A 24611-nucleotide genomic window follows, 5' to 3' on the forward strand; every position below is an offset into this window, starting at 1 on the left:
AGAAGGAGGACCTGTGCAGGAGATCGACCTGGAGACCTTCGCCCGCGCTCATGCCGCGGGCGCCTATGTGCTGGATGTGCGTGAACCTGGTGAGTACGTCAGCGGACACGTCCCCGGGGCCGTGCTGATGCCCGTGGGGGCCGTGGCGGACCGGGCAGCCGAGCTGCCGACCGACGCACGCATCCACGTCATCTGTGCGAGCGGCAACCGGAGCCTGGCCGTGACCGGCGCCCTGCAGCGGGCCGGCTACGACGCGGTCTCCGTGTCCGGCGGGACGTCGGCGTGGCGTCTGTCCGGCAGGGCTGTCGCGACCGGCACCGGTGCCGCCCGATCCGCCTGAGGAGGCGACGATGACCGCAACGATCCTGACCCTGGCAACCGAGTCCCTGGGGGACCGCAGCTACCTGGTGCACGACGGCGAGGTCGCGTTCGTCGTCGACCCGCAGCGCGACGTCGACCGCGTGCTCGCCATGGCTGACGAGGCGGGCGTGCGGATCACCCACGTCCTGGAGACCCACATCCACAACGACTACGTCACCGGCGGCTTCGGCCTGGCGCAGCGGACCGGGGCGAGCTACCACGTGAATGCCGACGACCCGGTGTCGTACGAGCGTGTTCCGACCCGCGACGGAGACCTCATCCAGGTGGGCAGCATGACCGTGCGGGCCGTGCACACACCCGGACACACGTTCACCCACCTGTCCTACGTGCTGGAGGGGGAGCGACCCGCGGTGTTCTCCGGCGGCTCGCTGCTGTACGGCTCCACGGGGCGGCCGGACCTGCTGGGCGCAGAGCACGCCCCAGTCCTCGCCCGGCACCAGCACGCCTCGGCGCACCGGCTCGCGGAGCTCCCGCACCAGACGGTGGTCATGCCGACGCACGGGTTCGGCAGCTTCTGCTCGGCGACGGCGACCACGGCCGACGCCACAGGCTCGACCATCGGGCAGGAGCTGCGGATCAACCCCGCCCTGACGCAGGACGAGGAGGAGTTCGTCGAGGCGATTCTTGCCGGGCTGGACGACTATCCGGCCTACTACGTCCACATGGGGCCGCGGAACCTCGAGGGCCCGGCCGAGCCCGACCTGTCCTCGCCGGCGCGCGCCGACAAGGCGGAGCTGCGCCGACGGCTGGACGCGGGGGAGTGGCTGGTCGACCTGCGGACCCGGACCGCCTTCGCGGCCGGCCACGTACCGGGGACGATCAACCTCGGGCTGGACGGCCAGTTCTCGACCTACCTCGGATGGCTCATTCCCTGGGGCGCGCCCCTCACGCTCCTGGGGTCGACGCCCGAGGACGTGGCGGAGGCACAGCGTGAGCTGGTCCGCATCGGGATCGACCGCCCTGCGGCCGCGGCCACCGGCGAGCCCCGCGAATGGACCGACGGTCCGTTGGCGACCACCCCACGGGCGACGTTCGGCGACCTCGCGCTGGTCCGCCACCACCGCCCGGTGGTGGTGCTGGACGTGCGCCGCGCCTCGGAGTGGCGCGACGGTCACGTGGCCGGTGCGACGAACATCCCGCTGCACGAGCTCGTGGACCGGATCGAGGAGCTGCCCGAAGGCGAGGTCTGGGTGCACTGCGCCGCCGGCTACCGAGCGTCGGCAGCCGCATCGTTGCTCGCCCGGAACGGACGCCGTGTCGTGCACGTCGACGAGGCGTTCACGGAGGCTGCGACCTCCGGACTGGAGCTCGAAGCAGCCTGATCGAACGACTGTTCGATAGGCTGACCCGGTGGAGTCCCGCCGGGTGGTGAACCGCGAGCAGCCGGCGCGCGCGCCGGTCGCGCCCTCCGGGGACGTCCCCGTCATCGTCCGCCTGGTCTGGTCGGACGGCCTGGAGGAGTGGCGGCCGGCGCGCGCCGTGCGCTGGACCAGCACGCACGTGATGGTCGGCTGGCGTGCGGGACGGGAAGCCGCCTCGGACCAATGGGTCTGGTTGCGGGCCGGCGACGTGATGCGGTCGGTGAGCTGGCTCGTCCCGCCGGGGAAGCAGCGGCCGGGGTGACGACCGCCCCACCGTCGCTTCGACGCCCGGGGTGGCGGGCGTCGAAGGCGACGGCAGGCGGCACCCCTCGGGGCTACCGGACGCACCGGGGACGCCGACGGCGAAGCACCGCCCGTCGAGGTGGACGGCCCCCCTGCGGCGGTCCTTCCGCGGGCTGAACACCATCGGGAGCCGGGTCGGTGCCGACTCGAGCAGGACGCTGGACCGGGTGGGCCCTCCGTCCCCGCCCAACGGTCGCACGACCCGGCGTCTCGCGCGACGCGAGCGTCAGTCGCGGGTGCCGTACTCCCAGTGCCACGGCTCGTACGGTCCTGCGCCGCCGGGCTCCATGTAGGAGGGATGGCGCCACCCCTCGTCGCCTGCGTGAGCCCTGAGCCAGAGGTAGAGCGGAGCGTCGTACTGGCCCAGCGAGCCTGCTCCCGCGAGGTCGATCGCCTGACCGCGTCCGTGGTTCGAGGTGCCTGCGGTCGCAGCCAGGCCGCCCTTCTCCTCGTGCAGCGCCGCCTGCTGCTCGGCGGTGCGGTAGCTGCTGGCGACCTGGAGGGTGCGGCCGGTGTCGCGTCGATAGTCCCGGTTGAGCGCCTCGAGCGCAGCCGCCGCGTCGCAGCGCAGCTGGACGCCCCGCTGGAAGTCGACGCCGCACAGGTACGCCGGGGGGATGCCGCCGTTCGGGAAGGTGTCCGCCGCGGCGGCCCGATCGGCGTTCCGCGCGGCACGTGCTGCGGCCGCGGCGGCCTCCTGCGCCCGGGCGAGCTCCGCGGCCTTCCGGGCCGCGAGGGCCTCGTCGATGCTCGCCTGGACCTGGGCGCTGAGCTCCACGACGCGACCGGCGAGCTCCGTGAGGGCCTGGGAGTCCTGCAGCGAGAGGTCAGCGTTCGCGAGCAACGTCGTGGCCGGGACCGCGGCCGTGGCCGGACCGCTGAGCGCGGTGGGGGTGTCCGCGGCGGCGAGCACGGGCCCGAGGGGTGGCCCGGACGGCGCTCTGCGGGGGTGTGGTGCCAGTGGCAGCACGGTGGGTGCGTCGCCCGTGTCCGACCGGCTCTCGGTCGGGGGCACCACGGGATCCGTGGTCTGCTGGTCAGGAGGCGAGGCCGGGGCGTGCCGTCCGGAGGAGATCAGGCGCACGGCGTCGGCCAGCGGCACGACGGGGAGCGGTTCGGCCACGGCGGCCGGCTCGACGGCCGCCGGCGCCCCGGCCGAGGGTTCGGTGGTCCCCGAGTCCGTGGCGCCGGGCGTCCCCGTGGCACGCGCCGCGTTCGCGGCGGCGGTCAGGGCGACGTCGGCGTCCGGGGTCTGGTCGAGCAGCTGTGCGAGCTCGGCGACCGCGGCGTCCAGGCTGGCGACCTGGTCGGCCGGCGCCAGCTCCAGGGGGCCGGCGGTGACGCCGTCGGCGGTGGCCACTGCCGACAGCGCCGTCTGTCGGGCCACCCGGCGATGATGGGCGAGGTACGCCGTGGCTTGCCCGGAGAGCCGCTCGGTGTCCGCTGCCTGCGCGACCCGACGTCGCTCGGCCGCGGCCACGGCGGCCTGGCGCTGAGCCTCCTCCGCGGCCCGGGTGGCCACCGCAGCCGCGTCGAGCGCGGCCTGGTGGATCGTGAGCTGGGTGACCGAGCCGGCCATCAGCGCGGACGCAGCCACGAGCGCCGCCGCCGGACGGAGCAGGACGCTGAGGAACGACCCCAGGGTGCCGGGGACAGCTGTCCACCAGGGCCCGCGGTGGGCCGCTCGGTGCCATGCGTGACGAGGAGCGGGCATCGCCCTCCTCACCAACCGTCGATCGACACAGCTCTCCCTGGTTGATCGGCGGACCAGGAGTGCACCTGAGTGGTCCGCCCGGCGTGTCGGGACAGAATCACCCGCCTGCCGTAGTGGCTGAGGCAAGCGGGTGAGACACACCGCGGCCCGGTCTCGCGTGCGAGGCCGGGCCGCGGTCGACTAGCTGGTGGACGGCTCAGCTGCAGCCGCTGGTGGAGCCGCAGCCCTCGCACACGTGGCACGAGCCCGAGGGTCGCATCTTGATGCCGCAGTTGAGGCACAGCGGGGCGTCGGCAGCCCGGCCCTGGAACAGGTCCATGAGCTCGGCGGACGAGTGCACCTCGGCCGGTGCCGCGGAGGGCGCGCTCGACGGAGCCGTCTGCAGGGTCGGCGCCTGGCCGTCGTCCTCGGTGTCGAGCTCCTCGGCGGCCACGATCGGCTCGTAGGAACCGGTCTCGAGCTGCCGCTGCCGTTCGGCCGTGGTGTAGATCCCCAGTGAGGCGCGGGTCTCGAAGGGCAGGTAGTCCAGGGCCAACCGACGGAAGATGTAGTCGATCATCGACTGCGCCATCCGCACGTCCGGGTCGTCGGTCATGCCTGCCGGCTCGAAGCGCATGTTGGTGAACTTCTGCACGTACGTCTCCAGCGGTACGCCGTACTGCAGCGCCACGGACACGGCGATGGAGAAGGCGTCCATCACACCGGCGAGGGTCGAACCCTGCTTGCCGAGCTTGAGGAAGACCTCACCGAGCCCGTCGCCGGGGTACGAGCCGGCGGTGATGTACCCGTCGGCACCGCCGACCGTGAACGACGTCGTCTTGGAGTCGCGCTGACGGGGCAGACGCTTGCGCACGGCGCGCCCGGGCCCGGGCACCTCCGGCGAGGGCGCCGGCGCCTTCTTGGCCTTGGCGTCGGAGAGAGGCTGGCCGACCTTGCAGTTGTCGCGATAGATCGCCAGCGCCTTGATGCCCATGGACCAGGCGTCGAAGTAGAGCTTCTCGACGTCCTCGACCGTGGTCTCCTCGGGCATGTTCACCGTCTTGGAGATCGCCCCGGAGATGAACGGCTGAACGGCGGCCATCATCCGCACGTGACCCATCGGCGAGATCGCACGCTCGCCCATCGCGCAGTCGAAGACCTCGTAGTGCTCCGGCTTGAGGCCGGGGGCGTCGATGACGTGGCCGTGCTCGGCGATGTACTCGACGATCGCCTCGGCGGTCTCCGTGGCGTACCCGAGCTTGGCAAGGGCGCGCGGGATCGTCTGGTTGACGATCTGCATGGAGCCGCCGCCCACCAGCTTCTTGAACTTCACCAGCGAGAAGTCGGGCTCCACACCCGTCGTGTCGCAGTCCATCATGAAGCCGATGGTCCCGGTGGGCGCGAGCACGGAGGCCTGGGCGTTGCGCCACCCGTTGCGGGCGCCGAGCTTGTTGCCCTCGGCCCACGCCGTGGTGGCCGCCGCGTGGATCTCCGCGTCCATCACGTGCAGCGTGCGGATGTCGTCGTTCGCCGCAGCGTGCTTGCGCATCACGCGCTGGTGCCCTTCGGCGTTCTGGGCGTACCCGTCGTAGGGACCCACGACCGCGGCGAGCTCGGCCGACCGCTTGTACGCCGTCCCGGTCATGAGCGACGTGATGGCCGCGGCCAGCGCCCGGCCGCCCGCCGAGTCGTAGCCGTGCCCGGTTGCCATGAGCAGTGCGCCGAGGTTCGCGTACCCGATGCCGAGCTGGCGGAACGCGCGCGTGGTCTCGCCGATGGCCTGCGTGGGGAAGTCCGCGAAGCAGATCGAGATGTCCATCGCCGTGATGACGAGCTCGACGGCCTTGACGAAGCGCTCCACGTCGAACGTGTCGTCCTCGCGCAGGAACTTCAGCAGGTTGAGGGAGGCGAGGTTGCACGAGGAGTTGTCCAGGTGCATGTACTCGCTGCACGGGTTCGACGCGTTGATCCGGCCCGACTCGGGGCTCGTGTGCCAGTCGTTGATCGTGGAGTCGTACTGGATGCCAGGATCCGCGCACGCCCACGCGGCCTCGGCGATCTTCCGGAACAGGCCCTTGGCGTGCACCGTGCCGATCACCGAACCGTCGGTGCGCGCGCGCAGCCCGAACTCCGTGCCGTCCGCGACGGCCTGCATGAACTCGTCGGAGACGCGCACCGAGTTGTTCGCGTTCTGGTACTGCACCGACACGATGTCCTTGCCACCCAGGTCCATGTCGAACCCGGCGTCGCGCAGCGCGCGGATCTTGTCCTCTTCGCGCGCCTTGGTCTCGACGAACTCCTCGATGTCGGGGTGGTCCACGTCGAGGACGACCATCTTGGCCGCCCGCCGGGTCGCACCGCCGGACTTGATGGTCCCGGCCGACGCGTCGGCGCCGCGCATGAACGAGATCGGCCCGGAGGCGGTGCCGCCCGAGGACAGCAGCTCCTTCGACGAGCGGATCCGGGAGAGGTTCAGGCCGGCGCCGGAGCCGCCCTTGAAGATCATCCCTTCCTCGCGGTACCAGTTCAGGATCGAGTCCATCGTGTCGTCGACGGAGAGGATGAAGCAGGCCGAGACCTGCTGCGCCGACGGCGTACCGACGTTGAACCAGACAGGGGAGTTGAAGCTGAAGAGCTGGTGCAGCAGCATCCAGGTGAGCTCGTGCTCGAAGACCTCGGCGTCGGCGTCGGTCGCGAAGTACCCGTGCTGCGTGCCGGCCCGGACGTAGCTCAGGACGACGCGGTCGATGAGCTGACGCAGGCTGTGCTCGCGCTGCTCGGTGCCGACGGCACCGCGGAAGTACTTGGTCGTGACGATGGTCGTCGCGTTCATCGACCACCCGGTGGGGAACTCCACGCCACGCTGCTCGAAGATCGTCTCGCCGGTCTTCCAGTTGGTCTGGACGACGTCGCGCCGATCCCAGGTGACCTCGTCGTACGGGTGCACACCGGGCGTGGTGAAGACGCGGTCGATGGTGAGGCCACCCGGCCCCTTGCGGCCCTGCTTGCGGGGCCCGGCGGACGTCTCGGTCATCGCGTGCTTCCTCTCATCTCTCCGGGGGGTGGTGCGGCCCGGAGCCGTCGTGCCTGTCTGTGACGCATCCCCGGGCACATCCCCGGGCGCACTGTCGTCGTGACCGGCCGTAGTGGTCGCCGACCTGTGCAGGGCCCTGTGGGAAACCTGTGGGTGATGCTGTGTATGCCGACCATCTGCTGTGGACAAGTCACCACAACGTGTGCGGGAACTACATCGGTGTGACCACTATATGTTGTGTTCAGACGGACGTCGATACCTGGAGTCGTCGGATGACCGGCGCCGTGCCGGGCGACCGGGAGAAAGCCCAGGTGAGGTGCGCCGTCACCGCCCGTATCACTCGAATGTCGCACCGCTCGCACGGCGTGTCGCGCGATGTTCGGCATGTCGCGGCTCGGGCGTCACGAATCGCGCCCGGGACGCCGCTCGGCGCAGCAGCGCGATGACGGGCGCCCCGACCAGCGCGACCCCCACCGCCGTGGTCACGGCTCGACCCAGGTCCCAGCCGAGCGACGTGGCCGCGGTGAAGGCCAGGAGCCGCCGTAGGTTGTCGCCGAGGGGCGCGCCGGGGACGAACGACAGCGCCGTGTCGGCCCCCAGCGTGAACGGCCAGAAGGACAGGTTCATCGCGGTCCCGTAGGCGAACGCCGCAACGGCGCCGTAGCCCGCCAGCATCGCCACCTCGAGGCGCCCGCGGGGCGCCCGCGGCAGCAGGCCGGCGCCCAGACCCACCCAGGCTGCCCCGAGCATCTGGAACGGGAGCCATGGACCGACCCCCCCGGTCAGGAGTGCCGAGACCCCCAACGTCGTCGCACCCAGGGCGAAGCCGAACCCCGCTCCGAGGACGCGGCCTCCGAGCACCAGGACCGTGAAGACCAGCTCGACGCCGGCCGTCCCCGCGGACAACGGACGCAGCGCCGCGCCCACCGCGGACAGCAGGCCCAGCAGCGCCACGGCCTTGACGTCCATCCCTCCGTCGACCAGCGCAAGGTGCACGACGACGAGCACGCACGCGAGCACGGCCCCGAGGATGAGCGGGGCGTCCGTGGCGTGCGCGAGCCCGGCACCGGGAGCCACGAGCAGCGGCCAGCAGAATGCGGCGAGCCCGACGGCGCAGGACAGCGCCAGGGCCGCGGTGCTCCAGCTCCGCAGCTGGATCGCCGGCTCCGGCCACTGCGCGCGGTCGGGCGCACGTCCGCGCGGGCTCACCGGGCCGCCGCCAGCGCTTCGCGGACCTCGGCCACGGTCAGCAGGGGGACGGGGTGCAGGACCTTTGCCACCTGCGGTGCGAACGTCGGCGAGGCGACGAGCACGTCGCGTGCAGGGCCGTCCGTGACGGTGACGCCGTCGGACATGACGACCACACGGTCGGCGCACTGAGCCACGAACTCGACGTCGTGGCTCGACAGCAGGACAGCGCCTCCGCGTGCGGTGTGCTGGGCCAGCACGGCCACCAGGGCACGCTTGGCGGCGTAGTCGAGGCCCCGCGTGGGCTCGTCGAGGAGCAGGACCAGCGGATCCGCCGCGAGCTGGACGGCCAGCACGAGTGCGAGCCGCTGCCCCTCGGACAGGTCGCGCGGGTGAGCCTGCGCGGGCACGGGCCCGGCGAACCGCTCCAGCAGCTGCGCACACGTGCCGGCCGCCACTGCGGCCTGTGTGTCGCCGGCCCGGCACTCCGCCCCGACCGAGCCGAGGTACAGCAGGTCGGTCGGGTCCTGCGGCACGAGCGCCACGAGCCGGCGCGCCGCCGCCGCGTCGAGGGCAGCCGGGTCCTGGCCGGGCTCAGGTCCGAGGGTCACGCTCCCCGCGCTCCTGGGCCCAGCCCCGGACAGTGCCCACAGCAGCGAGGACTTGCCCGCGCCGTTTCGGCCCATCACCGCCGTGACGCTCGCCGCGGCCAGCGTGAGGTCCACGCCTCGCACCGCGTGTGCGCGCCGGTGACGCACCTGGATCCCCCTGGCGGTCAGCACCGCTCGGCCCGGTCCGGGGAGCACCTCGCGGGTGCGCGCGGCGGTGAGCCGGTCGCGCAGCGGGGCGACGCGACGCCGCGCGTCGCGGACGGACAACGGGACTGGCCGCCACCCGGCGACCGCCGCGAGCTCCACGAGTGGCGGCGCCGCCGAGCCGGGCCCCAGCACGTCACCGGCCGCCCCGTGCGACACGGTGCCGTCGGCGGCCACGGCGACCACCAGGTCCGCGTACTGCACGACGCGTTCCAGGCGGTGCTCGGCGAGCACCACGGTCATGCCCTGGTCGTGCACCAGGCGCGTGAGGGCCGCCAGGACGTCGTCGGCGGCGGGCGGGTCGAGGGCGGAGGTCGGCTCGTCGAGAACCAGCACCTGCGGATGAGCCGTGAGCACGGCTCCGATGGCCACCCGCTGCTGCTCGCCCCCGGACAGGTCCCGAAGCGGAGCGTCGCGCAGGTCGGCCAGGCCGAGCAGGTCCAGCACCTCTTCGGTGCGGGTGCGCATCACGGCCCGCGGCAGGCCCAGCTGCTCCATGGCGTAGACGAGCTCGTCTGTGACGGTCTCGGTGACGAAGCCGCGCGCCGGGTCCTGGAGCACCACCCCGACCGCATCGGCGAGGTCCCGGGGCCGGTGGGTGCGCGTGTCGCGACCCGCCACGACGACCCGGCCGGCCAGGGTCCCGCCGGAGAAGTGCGGCACCAGCCCGCTGATCGTGCGCAGCAGGGTCGACTTGCCCGACCCGGTCGGGCCGACCACCAGGCAGAGCTCGCCCTCGGGGATCTCCAGGTCCACGTCGTGGACGGCCGGGTGGCTCTGCCCGGGGTAGGTGACGCTGACACGTTCCACGCTGATCACACGGACACCTCCGCGGGCAGCCGGGCCGGGAGGAGCGCGAGGAGGCCGAGGAGGGCGATCGCGGTGGCAAGGAGGGGCAACCCGGCCACGCCCGCCACGCCGGTCATGGCCCCGGCCCCCGCAGCGCACCACTCCCGGTACCCCCAGGGGTCCTCGCGGTAGCGGGTGCGCGCCTGACCGCGGGCGGCGAGCGACGCGCCCGCCACCGCGAGCGCGGCGCCGAGGGACAGCGCGGGGACGGCGTACGCGGGCGCCCCCGCGAGCAGGCCGTACGTTCCGACGGCCGCCGCGAGCACGGCGCCGGCCAGGGCAGGCCCCACACGCCGGTCGCCGGGCCCCGAGCGCCGCGCGTAGCCCCGGACCTCCATCGATGCCGCGAGATCCAGGGCCCGGTCCAGCGCATCCGCAAGAACCGGGACCGCGGCGTGCGCGATCGCGCGCGGCCCGCGCGTGGTCAACCCGCGCAACCGCCTCGCGCGTCGCGCCGCGGCCACCGCGGCGACCAGCGAGGGTGCGACGCCCACGGCGATGACCGCCGCGGTCGCGAGGTGGTGCAGCGCAGCAGGCAGCGACCGCAGCAGCCGCGCGGGCGACGAGGCCGTCGCGGCGGCGCCCACGGCCAGCACCATGACGGCCAGGGCGAGCCCCTGGGCGGCAGCGGTGCCGAGCCCGGTCGTCGTCACCGGTCCCAGGAGCTGCACGCCCGGCGCCCAGGCGGGATGCCAGGAGGGCAGGTCCACCAGGACACGCCCGGTCGGCGTCTTGATGCCCACCAGGACGTGGAACACCACCCGCACCGCGACGATGCCGAGCGCGAGCGCGACGTATCCCGCGAAGGACGGGGCCCCCTGCCGCCGCCCGGCCGTTGCGAGCACGCAGGCGGCCACGGCAAGCGCCGCGAGCGCCTGCGGTGCGTGGATCCGGCCGGCGAGCACCACCACGCCCGCCGCCCAGACCCACCACGCCGCCGGGTGCACGTCAGCCGCGGCTGCGTCGGCTCAGCGCGGTCGCCACCACGAGGCCGACCGCGATCAGACCGGCGATGATCGGGAGCCACGGGACGGAGAACCCACCGGACTGCTCCTGCACCGGCCCGGCCGGTCCGATGGTGGCCGCCGGGGTCCCGGTGGGGGTGGCCTGCACGACCGACGGCGATGTCGAGGCGCTCGGGGTCGCGGCGAGGGTCGCAAGGTCGACCTGCGGGCCGGCCGAGCCGTCGGACCACCGCCAGCCCTCCACGGAACCCGGCGCCGGCGCCGCGGTGTCGGAGCCCTCCTGGTAGGCGACCCACGTGCCGTCCTGCGCGTACCAGTAGGACCAGTACTGCCCGGTGAACGTCGCGGGGCAGGGGTCCGGCAGCGCATCGACGGCGCAGATCATCCCCGCGGCGTCTCGTGTGTCGGTGAAGCCCGCCTGCCGCAGGGCGTCTGTGCCCGTGGCGGGCGCTTGGTCGGCGCAGCCGACCTGGACGTCGCCACCTAGGGCGGTGGCATCGACCACGACCGTGACACCGGCGGGATCCGTGCAGGCGCCCGACGGGGTTGCTGCCGCGGCGGGACCTGCCGCGAGCAGGGAGGCCAGAGAAGCGACCGCGACGAGCGCGGCGCGAGCATGAGACACGTGTCCTCTTTCTGAGTGGTCCGTGACGGACCCCGTGTCGCACGCCCCAGGGACGCGACCCGGGCCCCGTCCCGTTCTCCTCGACGGATGTGGAGCCGCTCGTCCTGCCCAGGTGCTCCGGCTCGTGCGGCCCGTGCGGGTCGCACCTACGGTTGCGGGTCAGCGCCGGACTCGGACCGGCTTCCCCTGGACTGCAGGACCGCCACCGGTTGGTGGCACGGCCAACCTACCCCCTCCCGGTCCCTCGCCGATCCGGTCGGCGCCCCCGGTCGTCCCGTGGCACGCTGTCCTCCGCGACGACGGAGGAGGTCGAGGGTGCGCGTCTACACGAAGGCCGGCGATGACGGGACCACGGGTCGGTTCCTGGGCGGACGGCTGTCCAAGGCGGACCTCCTCGTCGAGGCGACGGGCGACGTCGACGAGGCGGTGGCGGTGCTCGGCGTGGTGCGGGCCGGGTGTGCGGACCGCGAGCTGACCGAGACGGTCCTCGCGCGGCAGCGAGAGCTCTTCGTCGTCGCTGCCGACCTGGCGACCAACCCGGCGCGGCGCGACCGGCTGGTCCCCGAGGTGTCCCTCGTGACCGACGCGATGGTCGAGGCTCTCGAAGGCGAGATCGACACGCTGGTCGCGACGCACCCGCTGCGGCCCGTGTTCGTCGTCCCGGGGACCGACCCGACGTCCGCGGCGCTCGATCACGCACGCACGGTGGTCCGCCGCGCGGAGCGGCACGTCGTCGCGGCACGGGGCTCCGGGGCCGAGGTGTCCGAGGTCGCCATCCGCTACCTCAACAGGCTCTCGGACCTGCTGTACGTCCTGGCACGGCGCGCCGCGGGGGACGTCGAGCCCGCCAGTCACGACTGAGCGCCCTACCATGGGGCCCGCTCGAGGCGGCCGGCACCGGGAGGGACGATGGCGTTCGAGGCCGACCCGTGCGAGCTGCGTACCCCGGAGGGCGAGCTGATCGCACGGGGCTTCGTCCGCGAGCACGAGGACGACACCCTCGTGATCGATGCGCAGTCCCTGGGGAACACCTGGTTCGACGAGGGCGACGTCGCGGTGGTGGAGGTCTTCGACGCGGACCGTGGCGCGCTGACGTACCACGGTGCGGTCGAGTTCGCGGCAGCCAAACGGGTCCGGCTGCGCGACCTGCGGTTGCAGGTCGCGCGCCAGCAGCGGTCTGCGGTGCGCGTACCGACCGACCTGCCGGTGCCGATCGTCGCGCAGCTCGGGGTCGAGCCCGGTGAGGAGCCGGGAACCGTGGTCGCCACGGCCGACGTCTCGGCCGTGGTCGAGCTCAGCACGCCGTGGATGGTGACGGTCATCGACCTGTCAGCGCACGGTCTGCGGTTCCTGGCCGAGCAGCGGGTGGATCCGGGCACCCGGTGGCGCGTGGTGCTCCCGGCCCCTCGGCGGTCGCTCGACCTGGTCGTCGAGGTGGTGCGGGCCGACGAGGTCCGTGGTGGGGTCGCGCACGGCGCGCGGTTCGTCGACGCCCATGAGCGGGACCACGACGTGCTGTTCGGCTGGGTGCTCGACCTGCAGCGCCAGCAGCTGGCGCTGCGGGCCGAGCGCCGGTGAGAGGATGGCGATCATGACCCTGCACGACCCCGCACGCCGCACGTTCGCCTCGGACAACTATGCCGGAGCCCACGCGGAGGTCCTGGCCGCTGTCGCCGACGCCTCGGGCGGGCACGAGACGTCCTACGGCGCTGACGCCTACACGACCCGTCTCACCCAGGTGCTCGGCGAGCACTTCGGCCGCCAGGTCGAGGTGTTCCCGGTGTTCACGGGGACGGGTGCCAACGTCGTGGGGCTGTCGGCGATGCTGCCCGCCTGGGGCGCCGTGGTGTGCGCCGCCTCGGCGCACGTGCACACCGACGAGGGCGGCGCGCCGGAGAAGGTGGCCGGCATCAAGCTGCTGCCGGTGCCGACTCCGGACGGTCGGCTCACTCCCGAGCTGCTGGCCACGGAGGCGTGGGGGTACGGCTTCGAGCACCGCGCGCAGCCGTTGGTCGTGAGCCTGACGCAGACGACCGAGCTCGGCACCTGCTACACCCCGGAGCAGATCGCGGCGCTGGCCGACGCGGCGCACGCCCGCGGCATGCGGGTGCACGTGGACGGGGCGCGCCTGGCGAACGCCGCGGCGACGTTGGACCTGCCGCTGCGCGCCTTCACGTCGGACGTGGGCGTCGACGTGGTGTCGCTGGGCGGCACGAAGAACGGTGCGCTGGCGGCCGAGGCGGTGGTGGTGCTGGACCCGGCCGCCGCGGACGGGTTGGCCTACCTCCGCAAGACCCAGATGCAGCTCGCCTCCAAGATGCGATTCGTGTCCGCCCAGCTGCTCGCGCTGTTCGACGGTGACCTCTGGCTGCGATCGGCTCAGCACGCCAACGCGATGGCGCGGCGTCTGCTGGCCGGCGTGCGGGACCTGCCCGGTGTGCAGGTGACTCGTCCCGTCGAGTCGAATGCGGTCTTCGCGATCCTCGCCCGCGACGTCGCCGACCGGATCCGCGAGGACTTCTGGTTCTACGACTGGGACGAGGCGACCGGTGAGGTGCGCTGGATGTGCGCGTTCGACACCACGCCGGCCGACGTCGACGCGTTCGTCGCGGCCGTGGCGAAGGCGGCGGGCTGACTGCCCAGGGTCCGACCAGCCTCGACCTCGCCTCGACCGGAGCTCAGTGCGGCCCGACGTCAGTGCGGCCCGACGGGGGGTAGCAGGCCCTCGTCGACGAGCCGCAGCAGCAGCTCGTGACCGTCCGAGCCCACCGCCACGGCGGGTGCGTCGTCGGCCAGCGCTGCGTGCAGCGGGAGCGGGATGCCGTGGGAGAGCAGCTGCTCGGCCGGGCTCAAGCGGCGGATGGCCACCACCTCGACCCTGCCGGGGTGATCCGCCACGGCCTCGGCGTACAGCTGCGGGTCGTGCTGCCCGTCGTCGCCCACGAGTGCCCAGGTGAGCTGCGGGAGCTCGGTCATGAGCCGGTGCAGCGTCCGACGCTTGTGCTCCGCCCCGCTGCGGAACCACCCGGTGTTCGTCGGCCCCCAGTCGGTGAGCAGCAGCGGTCCGGGTGGGAAGCCGCGACGGTGCAGGAAGCGGCGCAGCGCGGGCGCGACGTTCCAGGCCCCCGTGGACAGGTAGAAGACCGGGGGGTCGCCGTGCGCCGCCTGCCACCGCCGGAACAGCTCCGGCATGCCCGGCACCTCGCGTCGGGCATGCTCGTGCAGGACGAGGGCGTTCCAGGCGGCCAGCAGCGGCCGGGGCAGAGCCGTGACCATGACCGTGTCGTCGATGTCGCTGATCACCGCGGTCGTGGGCTCGGGCCCGACGACGCGCACCGGCGCCGCGACCCACTCGTCGCCGATGCCCAGCCGGATCTCGTGCCAGCCGGGTTCGAGCTCCGCGGGCAGGACCGCGTCGAGGTACCCGCCCCGGTCCGCGACGACCCGGTACCGGTCGTCCGCCACGACGACGTCGACGGGCTGGAAGGGGACCTGGGCCGAGACGAACGACCGCCACCCGCGGACCGGCCGACGGGGGTGGTCCGACTCGGCGACCTGCGCCGACCGGGTCCCCGGCGGGGCCAGCACGGCGCGTGCGAACACCCGCACCCACCCGGTCGTGCCGTAGCCCGTGTACGGCTCGACCCGCGTGACCCAGTGGCGGCGGCGCAGGGTGGCGCCCACCCGCGCGATGACGGCGTCCTCCGCGCGGGCGGCCCAGTGCGGTCGGCTCTCCACGGGGCGCCAGTCTTCCAGCCGACGAGGGGACCGTCCTGTGCGGGCGGCAGGACGGCCCGGTTCCTCCGCACCGGCGACCCCGCACCATAGGATTCGGTCAGGTCCGACGGGCCGTCGCGGCAGACCGGAGAGGGAACACGAGCGTGAGCAGTTCCGAGGTGGCCGTCGGGCGGGTTCTCACCTGGCCCAACGCGATCTCTGCCCTGCGCCTCGTCCTGGTGCCCGTCTTCGCGGTGCTGGCCGTCATGGGGCACGACCTGGCCGCGTTGGGTGTGCTGGCCTTCTCCTCGGCCACCGACTGGCTCGACGGCGTCCTCGCGCGTCGGCTCGGCCAGACCAGCCGGCTCGGAGAGCTGCTCGACCCCGCGGCGGACCGGCTGTTCATCGTGGTCACGCTCCTGGTCCTGGCGGCCCGGGAGGTGGTGCCCTGGTGGCTGGTGGCGACCGTGCTCGGTCGCGACGTGCTGCTCGCGGCGGTCCTGGTGGTCCTGGTGGTTCGCGGGCACGGCCCCTTGCCCGTGCACTTCGTGGGCAAGGCGGGGACGTTCGCGCTGCTGTATGCCTTCCCGCTGCTCCTGCTCGCCGAGTGGTCCGGGACCGTCGGTACCGTCGCGGGAGTGGCCGGCTGGGCGTTCGCCTGGTGGGGGCTCGGACTGTACTGGCTGGCCGGCACCCTGTACGTGCGTCAGGCGGTGGCGGTCCTGCGAGGCACCTCATGACCACGGTCCGGCGCGTCGACGCGTCCATGAGCCTGCTCAACGACCTGATGCGCCAGCCCATCGACGGGGACTACGCGGCTGCGCACGCGGCCCGCGTGGCACGGCCCAGCAGCCGACCCCAGCGCCTGACCCGATCCGGACTCGTGCTCGTGGTGGCCGTCGTGCTGGGGGTCGTGCTGTCCGGCGCAGTGGTCAACCTGCGCGCGCCGACCGCGGCGCTGCGGGCTTCCCGGCAGCTGCTCGTCGACCAGGTCTCCGAGCGCACCCAGCAGGCGGACGACCTTGCGGCGGCGAATGCCGCGATGAGTGACCAGATCGCCGCGCTCCAGGCACAGGCCCTCGAGTCGAGCGACCCCCAGCTGCTCGCCCGGCTGCGGGGCTACGAGCTGGCGTCCGGGGCCATCGCGACGATCGGCCCCGGCCTGGTGTTCGAGCTCACCGACGCGCCCGGCGACGGCGCTCCCGCGGAACCGACGAGCCTCGTGCAGGACGTCGACCTGCGCGTCCTGGTCAACGGTCTGTGGGCCGCCGGGGCGGAGGCGATCGCGGTCAACGGCGTCCGCCTGACGGCGACCAGCCCGATCCGCAGCGTGCACCAGGCGGTCTTCGTCAACCTGGTGCCGGTGACCTCGCCGTACACGGTCAGCGCCATCGGGGATCCACAGACCATGCAGACGCGGCTGGCCCAGGGCACCACCTCGAGCTACCTGGCCCTGCTGACGAGCGCCTACGGGATCGCCGTGTCGACGAAGGCCGCCGACCACCTGGAGCTTCCGGGCGCGGGGGCGTCGGTCCTGCGCTATGCCGAGCTCGCCGATGTGGCATCGTCTGACGCTCAGGACTCGGAGGGGGTGACCACGCCATGATCGCCGTGATCGGCCTGCTCCTCGGCGCGCTGGCCGGCATCTTCCTCGAGCCGTCCGTCCCGACTGTCCTGCAGCCCTACCTGCCGATCGCGGTGGTCGCCGCACTCGACGCGCTCTTCGGCGCGCTGCGCGCGATCCTGGACGGCACGTTCGACGACCGGGTCTTCCTGGTCTCGTTCCTGTCCAACGTCCTCGTCGCCGCGCTGATCGTGTTCCTGGGCGACCAGCTCGGGGTCGGTTCGCAGCTGTCGACGGCCGTGGTCGTGGTGCTCGGCATCCGGATCTTCTCCAACGCGGCGGCGATCCGCCGGCACCTCTTCAAGGCCTGACATGGACGTGCGCGACGCTCCCGAGCCACCCCGACCGCGCGCCGGGGCGTGGCGGCGGCTGGCCCGCGCGCTCGCGCCGCGACCGACCCGCGGCCAGCTGATCGCCGGGGTGCTCTGCGCGATCCTGGGCTTCGGACTGGTGGCCCAGGTTCGCGAGACCCACGCTGACGACCTGTCGTCGTTGAGCCAGGACGAGCTCGTGCGGCTCCTGGACGAGGTCACGAAGCGGACCGACTCGCTCGAGCAGCAGGCTGTCGCGCTGCGCTCCCAGCGGGCAGACCTCGTGACCGGCGCGGACAGCGAACGCGCGGCCCTGGAGGCCGCGGCGAAGCGGGCCACCGTCCAAGGCATCCTCGCGGGCCGGTTGCCGGCGCAAGGCCCGGGCGTCCGGCTCGTGCTCACCGAGCCGGGCCCGCACCTGTCGGCCACGCTGCTCGTCGACGTGCTCGAGGAGCTGCGCAACGCAGGCGCCGAGGCGATCCAGATCGACCGCTCTCGGATCACGGCCTCGAGCTACATCCTGGACACGGCCGACGGCGTGGAGATCGACGGTGTGGCGCTACGGGCCCCGTACGTCTGGCTCGTCATCGGCGACCCGAACACGCTCGTGCCGGCCCTGGAGATGCCCGGAGGTGCGCTCGCGTCGGTGCGCGGCGACGGCGGGGGGACCAACCTGGAGACGATGAAGCACGTGGTCGTGGACGCCGTGCGCGAGCCGCCCAGCGACCACTACGCGACCCCCGCGCCCTCGCCGCCGGCAGACAGCTCCGGAGACTGACGCGACGCCCCGGGTGCGCATAGGCTTGGCCCACCGTGGAGGAGGTGTGATGGACGAGCGCGAGCCCCAGCAGTGGTCCAGCGACACGACGATCAACTTCGGCAGCTCGCTGCTGCCCGACCAGGAGCCGGCAGTAGCGCTGAGCCCGGAGGAGCATGCGGCGGTCGCTGCCCTGCCGCCGACGTCGGCCCTGCTGGTCATGCAGCGGGGCCCGAGCCACGGGGCGCGTTTCCTGCTGGACTCGGACCGTACGAGTGCGGGCCGCAGCCCGTCGGCCGACATCTTCCTGGACGACGTCACGGTGTCCCGCAAGCATGCGGAGTTCCTGCGGGAGGGCGAGGACTTCGTGGTTCGCGACGTGGGGTCGCTGAACGGCACCTACGTCAACAGGGACCGGATCGACCGGGCGCTGCTGCACCCGGGTGACGAGGTGCAGATCGGCAAGTTCCGGATGACGTTCCACCCGAGCCCGGGCCGGCACGGCTCGGCCGGAGCGCCGTGACCTCGGCCCGGACGGCGGGCCTGCCCTCGGGCGACCCGGAGCGCCCGGGCCCGCAACCGGCGCGGCCGGCCGCCGTGGAGCCCTGGCCGCAGGGCGTGTCACGCGAGCCGTCGATGCGGATCTCGGACGTGCTCGCCGACCTCCAGCCCGACTTCCCGACCCTGAGCCCGTCCAAGCTGCGCTTCCTCGAGGAGCAGGGGCTCGTCGAGCCGCGCCGAAGCCCTGGCGGCTACCGGCAGTACAGCAGGGCCGACGTCGAGCGGGTTCGCTACGTGCTTGCGCAGCAGCGGGACCGGTACCTGCCGTTGCGGGTCATCGGCGAGCAGCTCGCCGCGCTGGACCGGGGGGAGGTCACCGAGGCGGTGACCCCCCGGCTCGCCACGTCGGACGGTGAGCGCGCCTCCTTGCGCAGCGCCGGCCGGCACACGGTCGCGTCCTTGGCGGAGGAGGCGGGAGCCGACGTGACCCTGGTCGCGGGCCTGGCTGAGGCCGGCGTGATCAGTGCCGGCACGGGCGGCCACTTCGAGCCCTGGACGCTCGAGGTGGTCCGCGCCGCGGCGGGCCTGGCCGAGCACGGCGTCGAACCGCGCCACCTGCGCGGGTTCCGGACCGCGGCGGACCGGCAGGTGGCCGTGGTCGAGCAGATCGTGGCACCGCTGCGTGGGCAACGCGCCGTCGCAGCCCAGGCGCACGCCGCGAGCGTCGCGGCCGAGGTGGGCGAGCTGTGCGCGCGCCTGCACACGGCGCTCGTGCGGGCCGGCGTCGCCGATCTCGCGCCCTGAGGCCGCCTCCGCGTTCACCTGTCGCGGGGCGCCAGCGCGACGTAGCGTGGATGCATGGCTGCGGGACTCGTGGAGCTCGAGGTGCTGGGGGTGCGCCGGCAGACCTCGGTGGACCAGGTCGTGGTGCTGCTCCTGGACGTCTCGGGGCGGCGCCTGCTGCCGGTGGTCGTGGGAGCCACGGAGGGTGCCGCGATCGCCGCGGGTCAGGCCGGGGTCGTGCCTCCCCGGCCGATGACGCACGACCTGCTCGTCTCGGTGCTCAGCACGTGTGGTGTCGAGGTCGAACGGGTCGAGATCGTGGAGCTTCGCGAGGGGGTCTTCCACGCGGCGCTGGTGCTCGACACGGGCGACCGGGTCGACTCCCGGGCCTCGGACGCCGTAGCCGTCGCGGTGCGGGTGGGGTGCCCGGTGCTGTGCGCGCCCGACGTGCTCGACGAGTCGTCCCTCGAGGTCGAGGGAACCACCCCGGAGGACGAGCTGGCGGAGTTCCGCGCCTTCCTCGAGAACGTCACCCCCGAGGACTTCGAGAACGCACCGCCCGAGGGGCCGACGGAGGGGCCGTGACCCCGCGTGTCGGCCGAGCTCGGCCCACCAACTCACCTTCAACCTCATCCTGAGACACGCCGAGAACGACACGCCGGGCGCGTCGAGCCCAGCGTCGTTGACGGTCCCAGACAGCGGCCCTAGCGTGACTCATGTCCGGTGAGCGCCGGACGCATCGAGGGGAGACGCCGTGAGCGGCACCGAGCAGACCGCCGGACCGACGGGCGAGATGCCGCAGCGCGTCCAGGGCCTGCTGTTCGGGGACGAGCTCCCGGACCTCGACTCCGGCACGGGGTACCGGGGACCCACCGCCTGCCGCGCGGCCGGGATCACGTACCGCCAGCTCGACTACTGGGCTCGCACGGGCCTGGTCGAGCCCAGCGTCCGCAGCGCCAGCGGCTCCGGCACCCAGCGGCTCTACGGATTCCGCGACATCCTGGTCCTCAAGGTGGTCAAGCGTCTCCTGGACACCGGCGTGTCACTGCAGCAGATCCGCAGCGCGGTCGCCCACCTGCGCGAGCGCGGGGTCGACGACCTCGCGCAGATCACGCTGATGTCGGACGGCGCATCGGTGTACGAGTGCACCTCGGCCGACGAGGTCGTCGACCTGGTCCAGGGCGGCCAGGGAGTGTTCGGGATCGCTGTCGGTCGCGTCTGGCGCGAGGTCGAGGGAAGCCTTGCCGAGCTCCCGACCGCGCGCGCCGAGGACGAGGCTCTGCCGGGCGACGAGCTCGCCGCGCGGCGCCGGGCTCGCTCCGCGAGCTGACACCCGCCCGGACGACCCGCCGGACCTGGGCCGTTCGGCACTTGTCCGCGGATCGGATGACGGGCGCATCCCGGCGTGGTGCCGCTACGGTGACGGCACCAATGTCCGTGGATGGGGTGAGTCGTGTTCTCCAAGGTCCTGGTCGCCAACCGCGCTGAGATCGCCGTGCGCGGGTTTCGCGCGGCGGTCGAGCTCGGTGCCCGTACCGTCGCGGTCTTCCCGTGGGAGGACCGGAACTCCGAGCACCGCCTCAAGGCCGACGAGGCCTACGCGATCGGTGAGCCGGGTCACCCCGTGCGGGCCTACCTCGACATCGACGAGATTCTCCGGGTGGCGCAGGAGTCCGGGGCCGACGCCGTCTACCCGGGTTACGGCTTCCTGTCCGAACGACCGGAGTTCGCCCGGCGGGTCGCAGAGGCCGGTCTGACCTTCATCGGACCGCCGCCCGAGGTCCTCGACCTCACCGGTGACAAGGTCCAGGCCATCCGTGCCGCGCGCGAGGCCGGACTGCCGGTGCTGCCCTCGTCCGAGCCGTCAGAGGACGTCGACGCGCTGGTCTCGACCGCACAGGAGATCGGGTTCCCGCTGTTCGTCAAGGCCGTGGCGGGCGGGGGAGGGCGCGGCATGCGCCGTGTCGAGCGCGCTGCGGACCTGCCCGACGCGCTGCGGGCAGCGATGCGGGAGGCGGGCGGCGCCTTCGGCAACTCACAGGTCTATCTCGAGCGCGCGGTGCTGCGCCCCCGCCACATCGAGGTACAGGTGCTCGCGGACGCGACCGGAGAGGTCGTCCACCTGTTCGAGCGCGACTGCTCCGTGCAGCGTCGCCACCAGAAGGTCATCGAGATCGCGCCGGCCCCGAACCTCGACCCGGATCTGCGCGACGCGCTGTGCCGGGACGCCGTCGCCTTCGCCCGGCACATCGGCTACGTCAACGCCGGGACCGTGGAGTTCCTGGTGGACACCGTCGGCGAGCGGGCGGGACAGCACGTGTTCATCGAGATGAACCCGCGCATCCAGGTGGAGCACACGGTCACCGAGGAGGTCACCGACGTCGACCTCGTCGCTGCGCAGATGCGGATCGCGTCGGGGGAGACCCTGGCGGACATCGGCATCTCGCAGGAGACCGTCCGGGTCAACGGGGCGGCGCTGCAGTGCCGGATCACGACGGAGGACCCGGCCAACGGGTTCCGCCCGGACACCGGCCGGATCATCGCGTACCGCTCCCCGGCGGGAGCGGGTGTCCGTCTGGACGGCGCGACGGCGACGGCCGGTGCCGAGATCAGCGGGCACTTCGACTCGATGCTGGTCAAGCTCACCTGTCGCGGGCGCGACTTCCGTACGGCGGTCACGCGGGCCGGGCGGGCTCTGGCGGAGTTCCGCATCCGCGGTATCCGCACGAACATCCCCTTCCTGCGTGAGGTCCTCAACGATCCGGCGTTCGTCGAGGGGGACCTGTCCACCTCGTTCATCGAGGAACGCCCCGAGCTCCTTCTGATCAAGGAGAGCGCTGACCGGGGCACCAAGCTGCTCGCGTTCGTCGGCGACGTGACCGTCAACCGGCCCCACGGGCCCGCCGTGGGTCGTCTCGATCCCCGCGAGAAGCTCCCGGAGGCGGACCTCACGGCACCCGTGCCATCGGGCAGCCGCCAGCGACTGCTGGAGCTGGGCCCTGACGGCTTCGCGCAGGCCCTGCGCGCGCAGGACCAGGTGGGGGTCACCGACACCACGTTCCGGGACGCCCACCAGTCGCTGCTGGCGACCCGGGTGCGCACCTTCGATCTCGCCGCAGCGGCCCCGTACGTCGCTCGACTGACCCCGGAGCTGCTCTCGGTGGAGGCATGGGGCGGTGCCACGTACGACGTCGCGCTGCGCTTCCTGGGCGAGGACCCGTGGGAGCGGCTGGCGATGCTTCGCGAGCACCTTCCGAACGTCGCGATCCAGATGCTGCTGCGCGGCCGGAACACCGTGGGTTACACGCCGTACCCCACGGAGGTCACCGAGGCCTTCGTCACGGAGGCGGCCGCCACGGGCATCGACATCTTCCGGATCTTCGACGCGCTCAACGACGTCGGCCAGATGCGTCCGGCCATCGACGCCGTGCGGGCCACGGGGACCGCCGTCGCCGAGGTCGCGCTGTGCTACACGGGCGATCTGTCGAACCCCGACGAGGACCTGTACACCCTGGACTACTACCTGCGGCTTGCCGACGAGATCGTGTCGGCGGGCGCGCACGTGCTCGCGATCAAGGACATGGCCGGGCTGCTGCGACCGTACGCCGCGTCCCGGCTGGTCAGCGCTCTGCGGGAGCGTTTCGACCTGCCGGTGCACCTGCACACCCACGACACCGCGGGCGGCCAGCTGGCCACGCTGCTGGCGGCCGTGGAGGCCGGGGTGGACGCGGTGGACGCCGCGAGCGCGTCGATGGCCGGGACCACCAGCCAACCGCCGATGTCGGCGCTCGTGGCCGCGCTCGAGCACGCCCCGCGGGGGACCGGGCTGTCGATGCGGCACGTGATGGACCTGGAGCCGTACTGGGAGGCGGTGCGCCGCCTGTACCGGCCGTTCGAGTCCGGCCTGCCCGGCCCGACGGGACGCGTGTACGACCACGAGATCCCGGGCGGCCAGCTGTCGAACCTGCGCCAGCAGGCGATCGCGCTCGGTCTGGGGGACCGCTTCGAGCAGATCGAGGCGATGTACTCCGCGGCGGACAAGATCCTGGGTCGGCTCGTCAAGGTGACACCCTCCAGCAAGGTCGTCGGGGACCTCGCGCTGCACCTGGTGGCGCGCGGCGCAGACCCGGCGCACTTCGCGCAGGAGCCGGGGGAGTACGACGTCCCGGACTCGGTGATCGGTTTCCTGGGTGGTGAGCTCGGCACCCCGCCCGGCGGGTGGCCGGAGCCGTTCCGCACCAAGGCGTTGGCCGGTCGGCACTCCGCGCACCGCACGACACCTCTGAGCGAGCAGGACCGCGCAGAGCTCGCCGGTGACTCCGAGACCCGCCGCAACAGGCTCAACCACCTGCTGTTCCCCGGTCCGACCAAGGAGCTCGAAGCCATCCGCCTCCAGTACGGCGACGTCAGCGTGCTGGACACCGCGACGTACCTGTACGGCATGACGACCGAGCACGAGGTGACCATCCAGCTCGACAAGGGAGTCGGTCTGCTCGTCGGCATGGAGGGTGTGGGCGAGGCCGACCAGCGAGGCATGCGGACCGTGATGTTCACGCTGAACGGTCAGCTCCGGCCGCTACAGGTCCGCGACCGGTCCGTCGAGGTCGACCAGACCGTGGCCGAGAAGGCGGATCCCGGCCGCCCCGGACACATCGCCGCGCCGTTCGCGGGGGCGGTGACCCCGACGGTCCAGGAAGGCGAGCGGGTCGAGGCCGGGCAGACCGTCGCCACGATCGAGGCCATGAAGATGGAGGCCGCCATCACGACGCCCGTGGCCGGCACGGTCCATCGGCTGGCGATCGGGGCCGTGCAGCAGCTCGAGGGCGGTGACCTGGTCCTCGTCGTGGACTAACGTGCGGCTGACCGCTCCCGCCGCGAGACTGGGCGCATGGAGCTGAGCAAGTGGGGTCACTCGTGCGTCCGAATGGTCGACCACGATGTCACGGTGGTGATCGACCCGGGTGGCTGGAGCGACGTCGCCGGCGCCCTGGACGGTGCGGACCATGTGCTCGTCACGCATGAGCACGCCGACCACCTGGCCGTCGACCGGGTGGCGGCGTGGTTGGCCCATGCGCCGCAGGCCCAGGTCCACGGTCCCGCGGCGGCGCTGGCACCTCTCGAGGAAGCGGGCGTCTCACCGGAGCGGTTGAACGCCGTTCAGCCTGGGGACCGTCTGGACCTCAACGGCCTCGTCGTGCTCGTCGGTGGCGGCACCCACGCGGAGATCCACCCGGACGTGCCGAGGCCCGCGAACGTCGGTTACCTCGTGGGGCCGGTGTGGCACCCGGGTGACTCCGTCGACACGCCGCCCGAGCCTGCACGTGTGCTGCTGGTGCCGGCGGGCGCTCCGTGGCTCCGCCTCGCCGATGCCGTCGAGCTCGTCCGGGCCGTGCGCCCGGAGCTGGCGATCCCGATCCACGACGCGATCTACAGCGGCCAGGGCACCGGTCTGGCCGACTCCCTGCTCTCCCGCCTCGGAGGGGCGGGGGAGTACCGTCGCACGACGAGCGGCGAGACCCTCACGGTCTGAGCCGGCGAGGAGGCACCATGACGGTCGACGCGCACGGAGCGACCCATCCCGACCCGCACGGTCATACGGGTGCGCAGATCGAGGTCCCGGTGCTCGAGGACGACGAGACCGTCCCGCCGCGTCCCGAAGAGGACGTGGCCGACGCGGCTCGCGCCGACCCGTGACCCGGCGCGG

The 24611-nt window shown here is 73.0% G+C and carries 24 protein-coding genes; 17 read left to right on the top strand and 7 right to left on the bottom strand.

Translation table 11 applies throughout. The annotated features are described in order from the left end of the window. Positions 1 to 13 precede the first annotated feature (13 nt). From Q6348_RS10975 to Q6348_RS10985, 3 genes are read left to right on the top strand one after another with little or no spacing between them, the layout of a single operon-like run. The gene (locus tag Q6348_RS10975; RefSeq protein ID WP_304601329.1) at positions 14 to 340 is read left to right on the top strand and encodes a rhodanese-like domain-containing protein; all 327 of its coding nucleotides are present in this window, start codon (positions 14 to 16) and stop codon (positions 338 to 340) included. A gap of 10 nt (positions 341 to 350) precedes the next feature. After that, positions 351 to 1703, top strand: a complete 1353-nt coding sequence (locus tag Q6348_RS10980; RefSeq protein WP_304601330.1) for an MBL fold metallo-hydrolase — start codon at positions 351 to 353, stop codon at positions 1701 to 1703. Positions 1704 to 1731: 28 nt separating this feature from the next. Continuing rightward, complete coding sequence (locus tag Q6348_RS10985; protein ID WP_304601331.1) at positions 1732 to 2004, top strand: hypothetical protein; 273 nt, start codon at positions 1732 to 1734, stop codon at positions 2002 to 2004. Positions 2005 to 2271: 267 nt separating this feature from the next. Here the strand turns inward: Q6348_RS10985 and Q6348_RS10990 are convergent, their stop codons facing one another. The 6 genes from Q6348_RS10990 to Q6348_RS11015 all read right to left on the bottom strand — a co-directional run bounded on the left by Q6348_RS10990 (position 2272) and on the right by Q6348_RS11015 (position 11214). Beyond that, the gene (locus Q6348_RS10990; RefSeq protein ID WP_304601332.1) at positions 2272 to 3759 is read right to left on the bottom strand and encodes a D-alanyl-D-alanine carboxypeptidase family protein; all 1488 of its coding nucleotides are present in this window, start codon (positions 3757 to 3759) and stop codon (positions 2272 to 2274) included. Positions 3760 to 3955: 196 nt separating this feature from the next. Then, on the bottom strand, positions 3956 to 6772 hold the full coding sequence (locus Q6348_RS10995) for a vitamin B12-dependent ribonucleotide reductase (RefSeq protein WP_304601333.1): 2817 nt from the start codon (positions 6770 to 6772) through the stop codon (positions 3956 to 3958). Between the two features lie 336 nt (positions 6773 to 7108). Then, positions 7109 to 7981, bottom strand: coding sequence for an ECF transporter S component (locus Q6348_RS11000; protein WP_304601334.1), 873 nt, complete (start codon positions 7979 to 7981; stop codon positions 7109 to 7111). After that, entirely contained in the window at positions 7978 to 9594 is a 1617-nt protein-coding gene (locus Q6348_RS11005; protein WP_304601335.1) for an ABC transporter ATP-binding protein, read from the bottom strand. The genes Q6348_RS11000 and Q6348_RS11005 overlap by 4 nt, the downstream gene beginning before the upstream one ends. After that, positions 9591 to 10571 carry a CbiQ family ECF transporter T component gene (locus tag Q6348_RS11010; RefSeq protein ID WP_304601336.1) on the bottom strand — a complete coding sequence of 327 codons (981 nt, stop codon included), beginning with the start codon at positions 10569 to 10571 and terminating at the stop codon, positions 9591 to 9593. The genes Q6348_RS11005 and Q6348_RS11010 overlap by 4 nt, the downstream gene beginning before the upstream one ends. Before the next feature lies 1 nt (position 10572). Continuing rightward, positions 10573 to 11214 (bottom strand): SCO2322-related protein, encoded by a 642-nt coding sequence (locus Q6348_RS11015; protein WP_304601337.1) that lies wholly within the window; start codon positions 11212 to 11214, stop codon positions 10573 to 10575. A 315-nt stretch (positions 11215 to 11529) separates the two neighbouring features. Between Q6348_RS11015 and Q6348_RS11020 the strand changes: the two genes are divergently transcribed. The 3 genes from Q6348_RS11020 to Q6348_RS11030 are packed head-to-tail and all read left to right on the top strand — an operon-like array spanning position 11530 to position 13849. Next, positions 11530 to 12075, top strand: a complete 546-nt coding sequence (locus tag Q6348_RS11020) for a cob(I)yrinic acid a,c-diamide adenosyltransferase (RefSeq protein WP_304601338.1) — start codon at positions 11530 to 11532, stop codon at positions 12073 to 12075. 48 nt (positions 12076 to 12123) lie between these two features. After that, positions 12124 to 12792, top strand: coding sequence for a PilZ domain-containing protein (locus Q6348_RS11025; RefSeq protein WP_304601339.1), 669 nt, complete (start codon positions 12124 to 12126; stop codon positions 12790 to 12792). 4 nt (positions 12793 to 12796) lie between these two features. Next, complete coding sequence (locus tag Q6348_RS11030; RefSeq protein WP_434061990.1) at positions 12797 to 13849, top strand: threonine aldolase family protein; 1053 nt, start codon at positions 12797 to 12799, stop codon at positions 13847 to 13849. A gap of 59 nt (positions 13850 to 13908) precedes the next feature. Here the strand turns inward: Q6348_RS11030 and Q6348_RS11035 are convergent, their stop codons facing one another. Then, positions 13909 to 14952 carry an App1 family protein phosphatidate phosphatase gene (locus Q6348_RS11035; RefSeq protein ID WP_304601340.1) on the bottom strand — a complete coding sequence of 348 codons (1044 nt, stop codon included), beginning with the start codon at positions 14950 to 14952 and terminating at the stop codon, positions 13909 to 13911. Between the two features lie 143 nt (positions 14953 to 15095). Here Q6348_RS11035 and Q6348_RS11040 point away from each other — a divergent pair, with 143 nt between their 5' ends. From Q6348_RS11040 to Q6348_RS11090, 11 genes are all read left to right on the top strand, one after another. After that, positions 15096 to 15671 carry a CDP-alcohol phosphatidyltransferase family protein gene (locus Q6348_RS11040; RefSeq protein WP_304601341.1) on the top strand — a complete coding sequence of 192 codons (576 nt, stop codon included), beginning with the start codon at positions 15096 to 15098 and terminating at the stop codon, positions 15669 to 15671. Further along, entirely contained in the window at positions 15668 to 16537 is an 870-nt protein-coding gene (locus Q6348_RS11045; protein WP_304601342.1) for a DUF881 domain-containing protein, read from the top strand. Before Q6348_RS11040 ends, Q6348_RS11045 begins: the two co-directional genes overlap by 4 nt. After that, entirely contained in the window at positions 16534 to 16866 is a 333-nt protein-coding gene (locus Q6348_RS11050; RefSeq protein ID WP_304601343.1) for a small basic family protein, read from the top strand. Before Q6348_RS11045 ends, Q6348_RS11050 begins: the two co-directional genes overlap by 4 nt. A 1-nt stretch (position 16867) precedes the next feature. Next, positions 16868 to 17644 (top strand): DUF881 domain-containing protein, encoded by a 777-nt coding sequence (locus Q6348_RS11055; protein ID WP_304601344.1) that lies wholly within the window; start codon positions 16868 to 16870, stop codon positions 17642 to 17644. A gap of 49 nt (positions 17645 to 17693) precedes the next feature. Further along, positions 17694 to 18146, top strand: coding sequence for an FHA domain-containing protein (locus tag Q6348_RS11060; RefSeq protein ID WP_304601345.1), 453 nt, complete (start codon positions 17694 to 17696; stop codon positions 18144 to 18146). Positions 18147 to 18259: 113 nt separating this feature from the next. After that, positions 18260 to 18928 (top strand): transcriptional regulator FtsR, encoded by a 669-nt coding sequence (gene ftsR, locus Q6348_RS11065; RefSeq protein WP_304601346.1) that lies wholly within the window; start codon positions 18260 to 18262, stop codon positions 18926 to 18928. A 54-nt stretch (positions 18929 to 18982) separates the two neighbouring features. Then, positions 18983 to 19492 (top strand): bifunctional nuclease family protein, encoded by a 510-nt coding sequence (locus tag Q6348_RS11070; protein WP_304601347.1) that lies wholly within the window; start codon positions 18983 to 18985, stop codon positions 19490 to 19492. Positions 19493 to 19700: 208 nt separating this feature from the next. Beyond that, positions 19701 to 20237, top strand: a complete 537-nt coding sequence (locus tag Q6348_RS11075; RefSeq protein WP_304601966.1) for a MerR family transcriptional regulator — start codon at positions 19701 to 19703, stop codon at positions 20235 to 20237. Positions 20238 to 20360: 123 nt separating this feature from the next. Beyond that, a complete protein-coding gene (locus Q6348_RS11080) occupies positions 20361 to 23759 on the top strand; it encodes a pyruvate carboxylase (protein ID WP_304601348.1) in 3399 nt (1132 codons plus the stop codon). Between the two features lie 36 nt (positions 23760 to 23795). Then, positions 23796 to 24437 carry an MBL fold metallo-hydrolase gene (locus Q6348_RS11085; RefSeq protein ID WP_304601349.1) on the top strand — a complete coding sequence of 214 codons (642 nt, stop codon included), beginning with the start codon at positions 23796 to 23798 and terminating at the stop codon, positions 24435 to 24437. A gap of 17 nt (positions 24438 to 24454) precedes the next feature. Then, entirely contained in the window at positions 24455 to 24601 is a 147-nt protein-coding gene (locus tag Q6348_RS11090; RefSeq protein ID WP_304601350.1) for a hypothetical protein, read from the top strand. Positions 24602 to 24611 lie beyond the last annotated feature (10 nt).

The sequence above is a fragment of the Actinotalea lenta genome, assembly GCF_030586465.1.
GTDB lineage: Bacteria > Actinomycetota > Actinomycetes > Actinomycetales > Cellulomonadaceae > Actinotalea > Actinotalea lenta.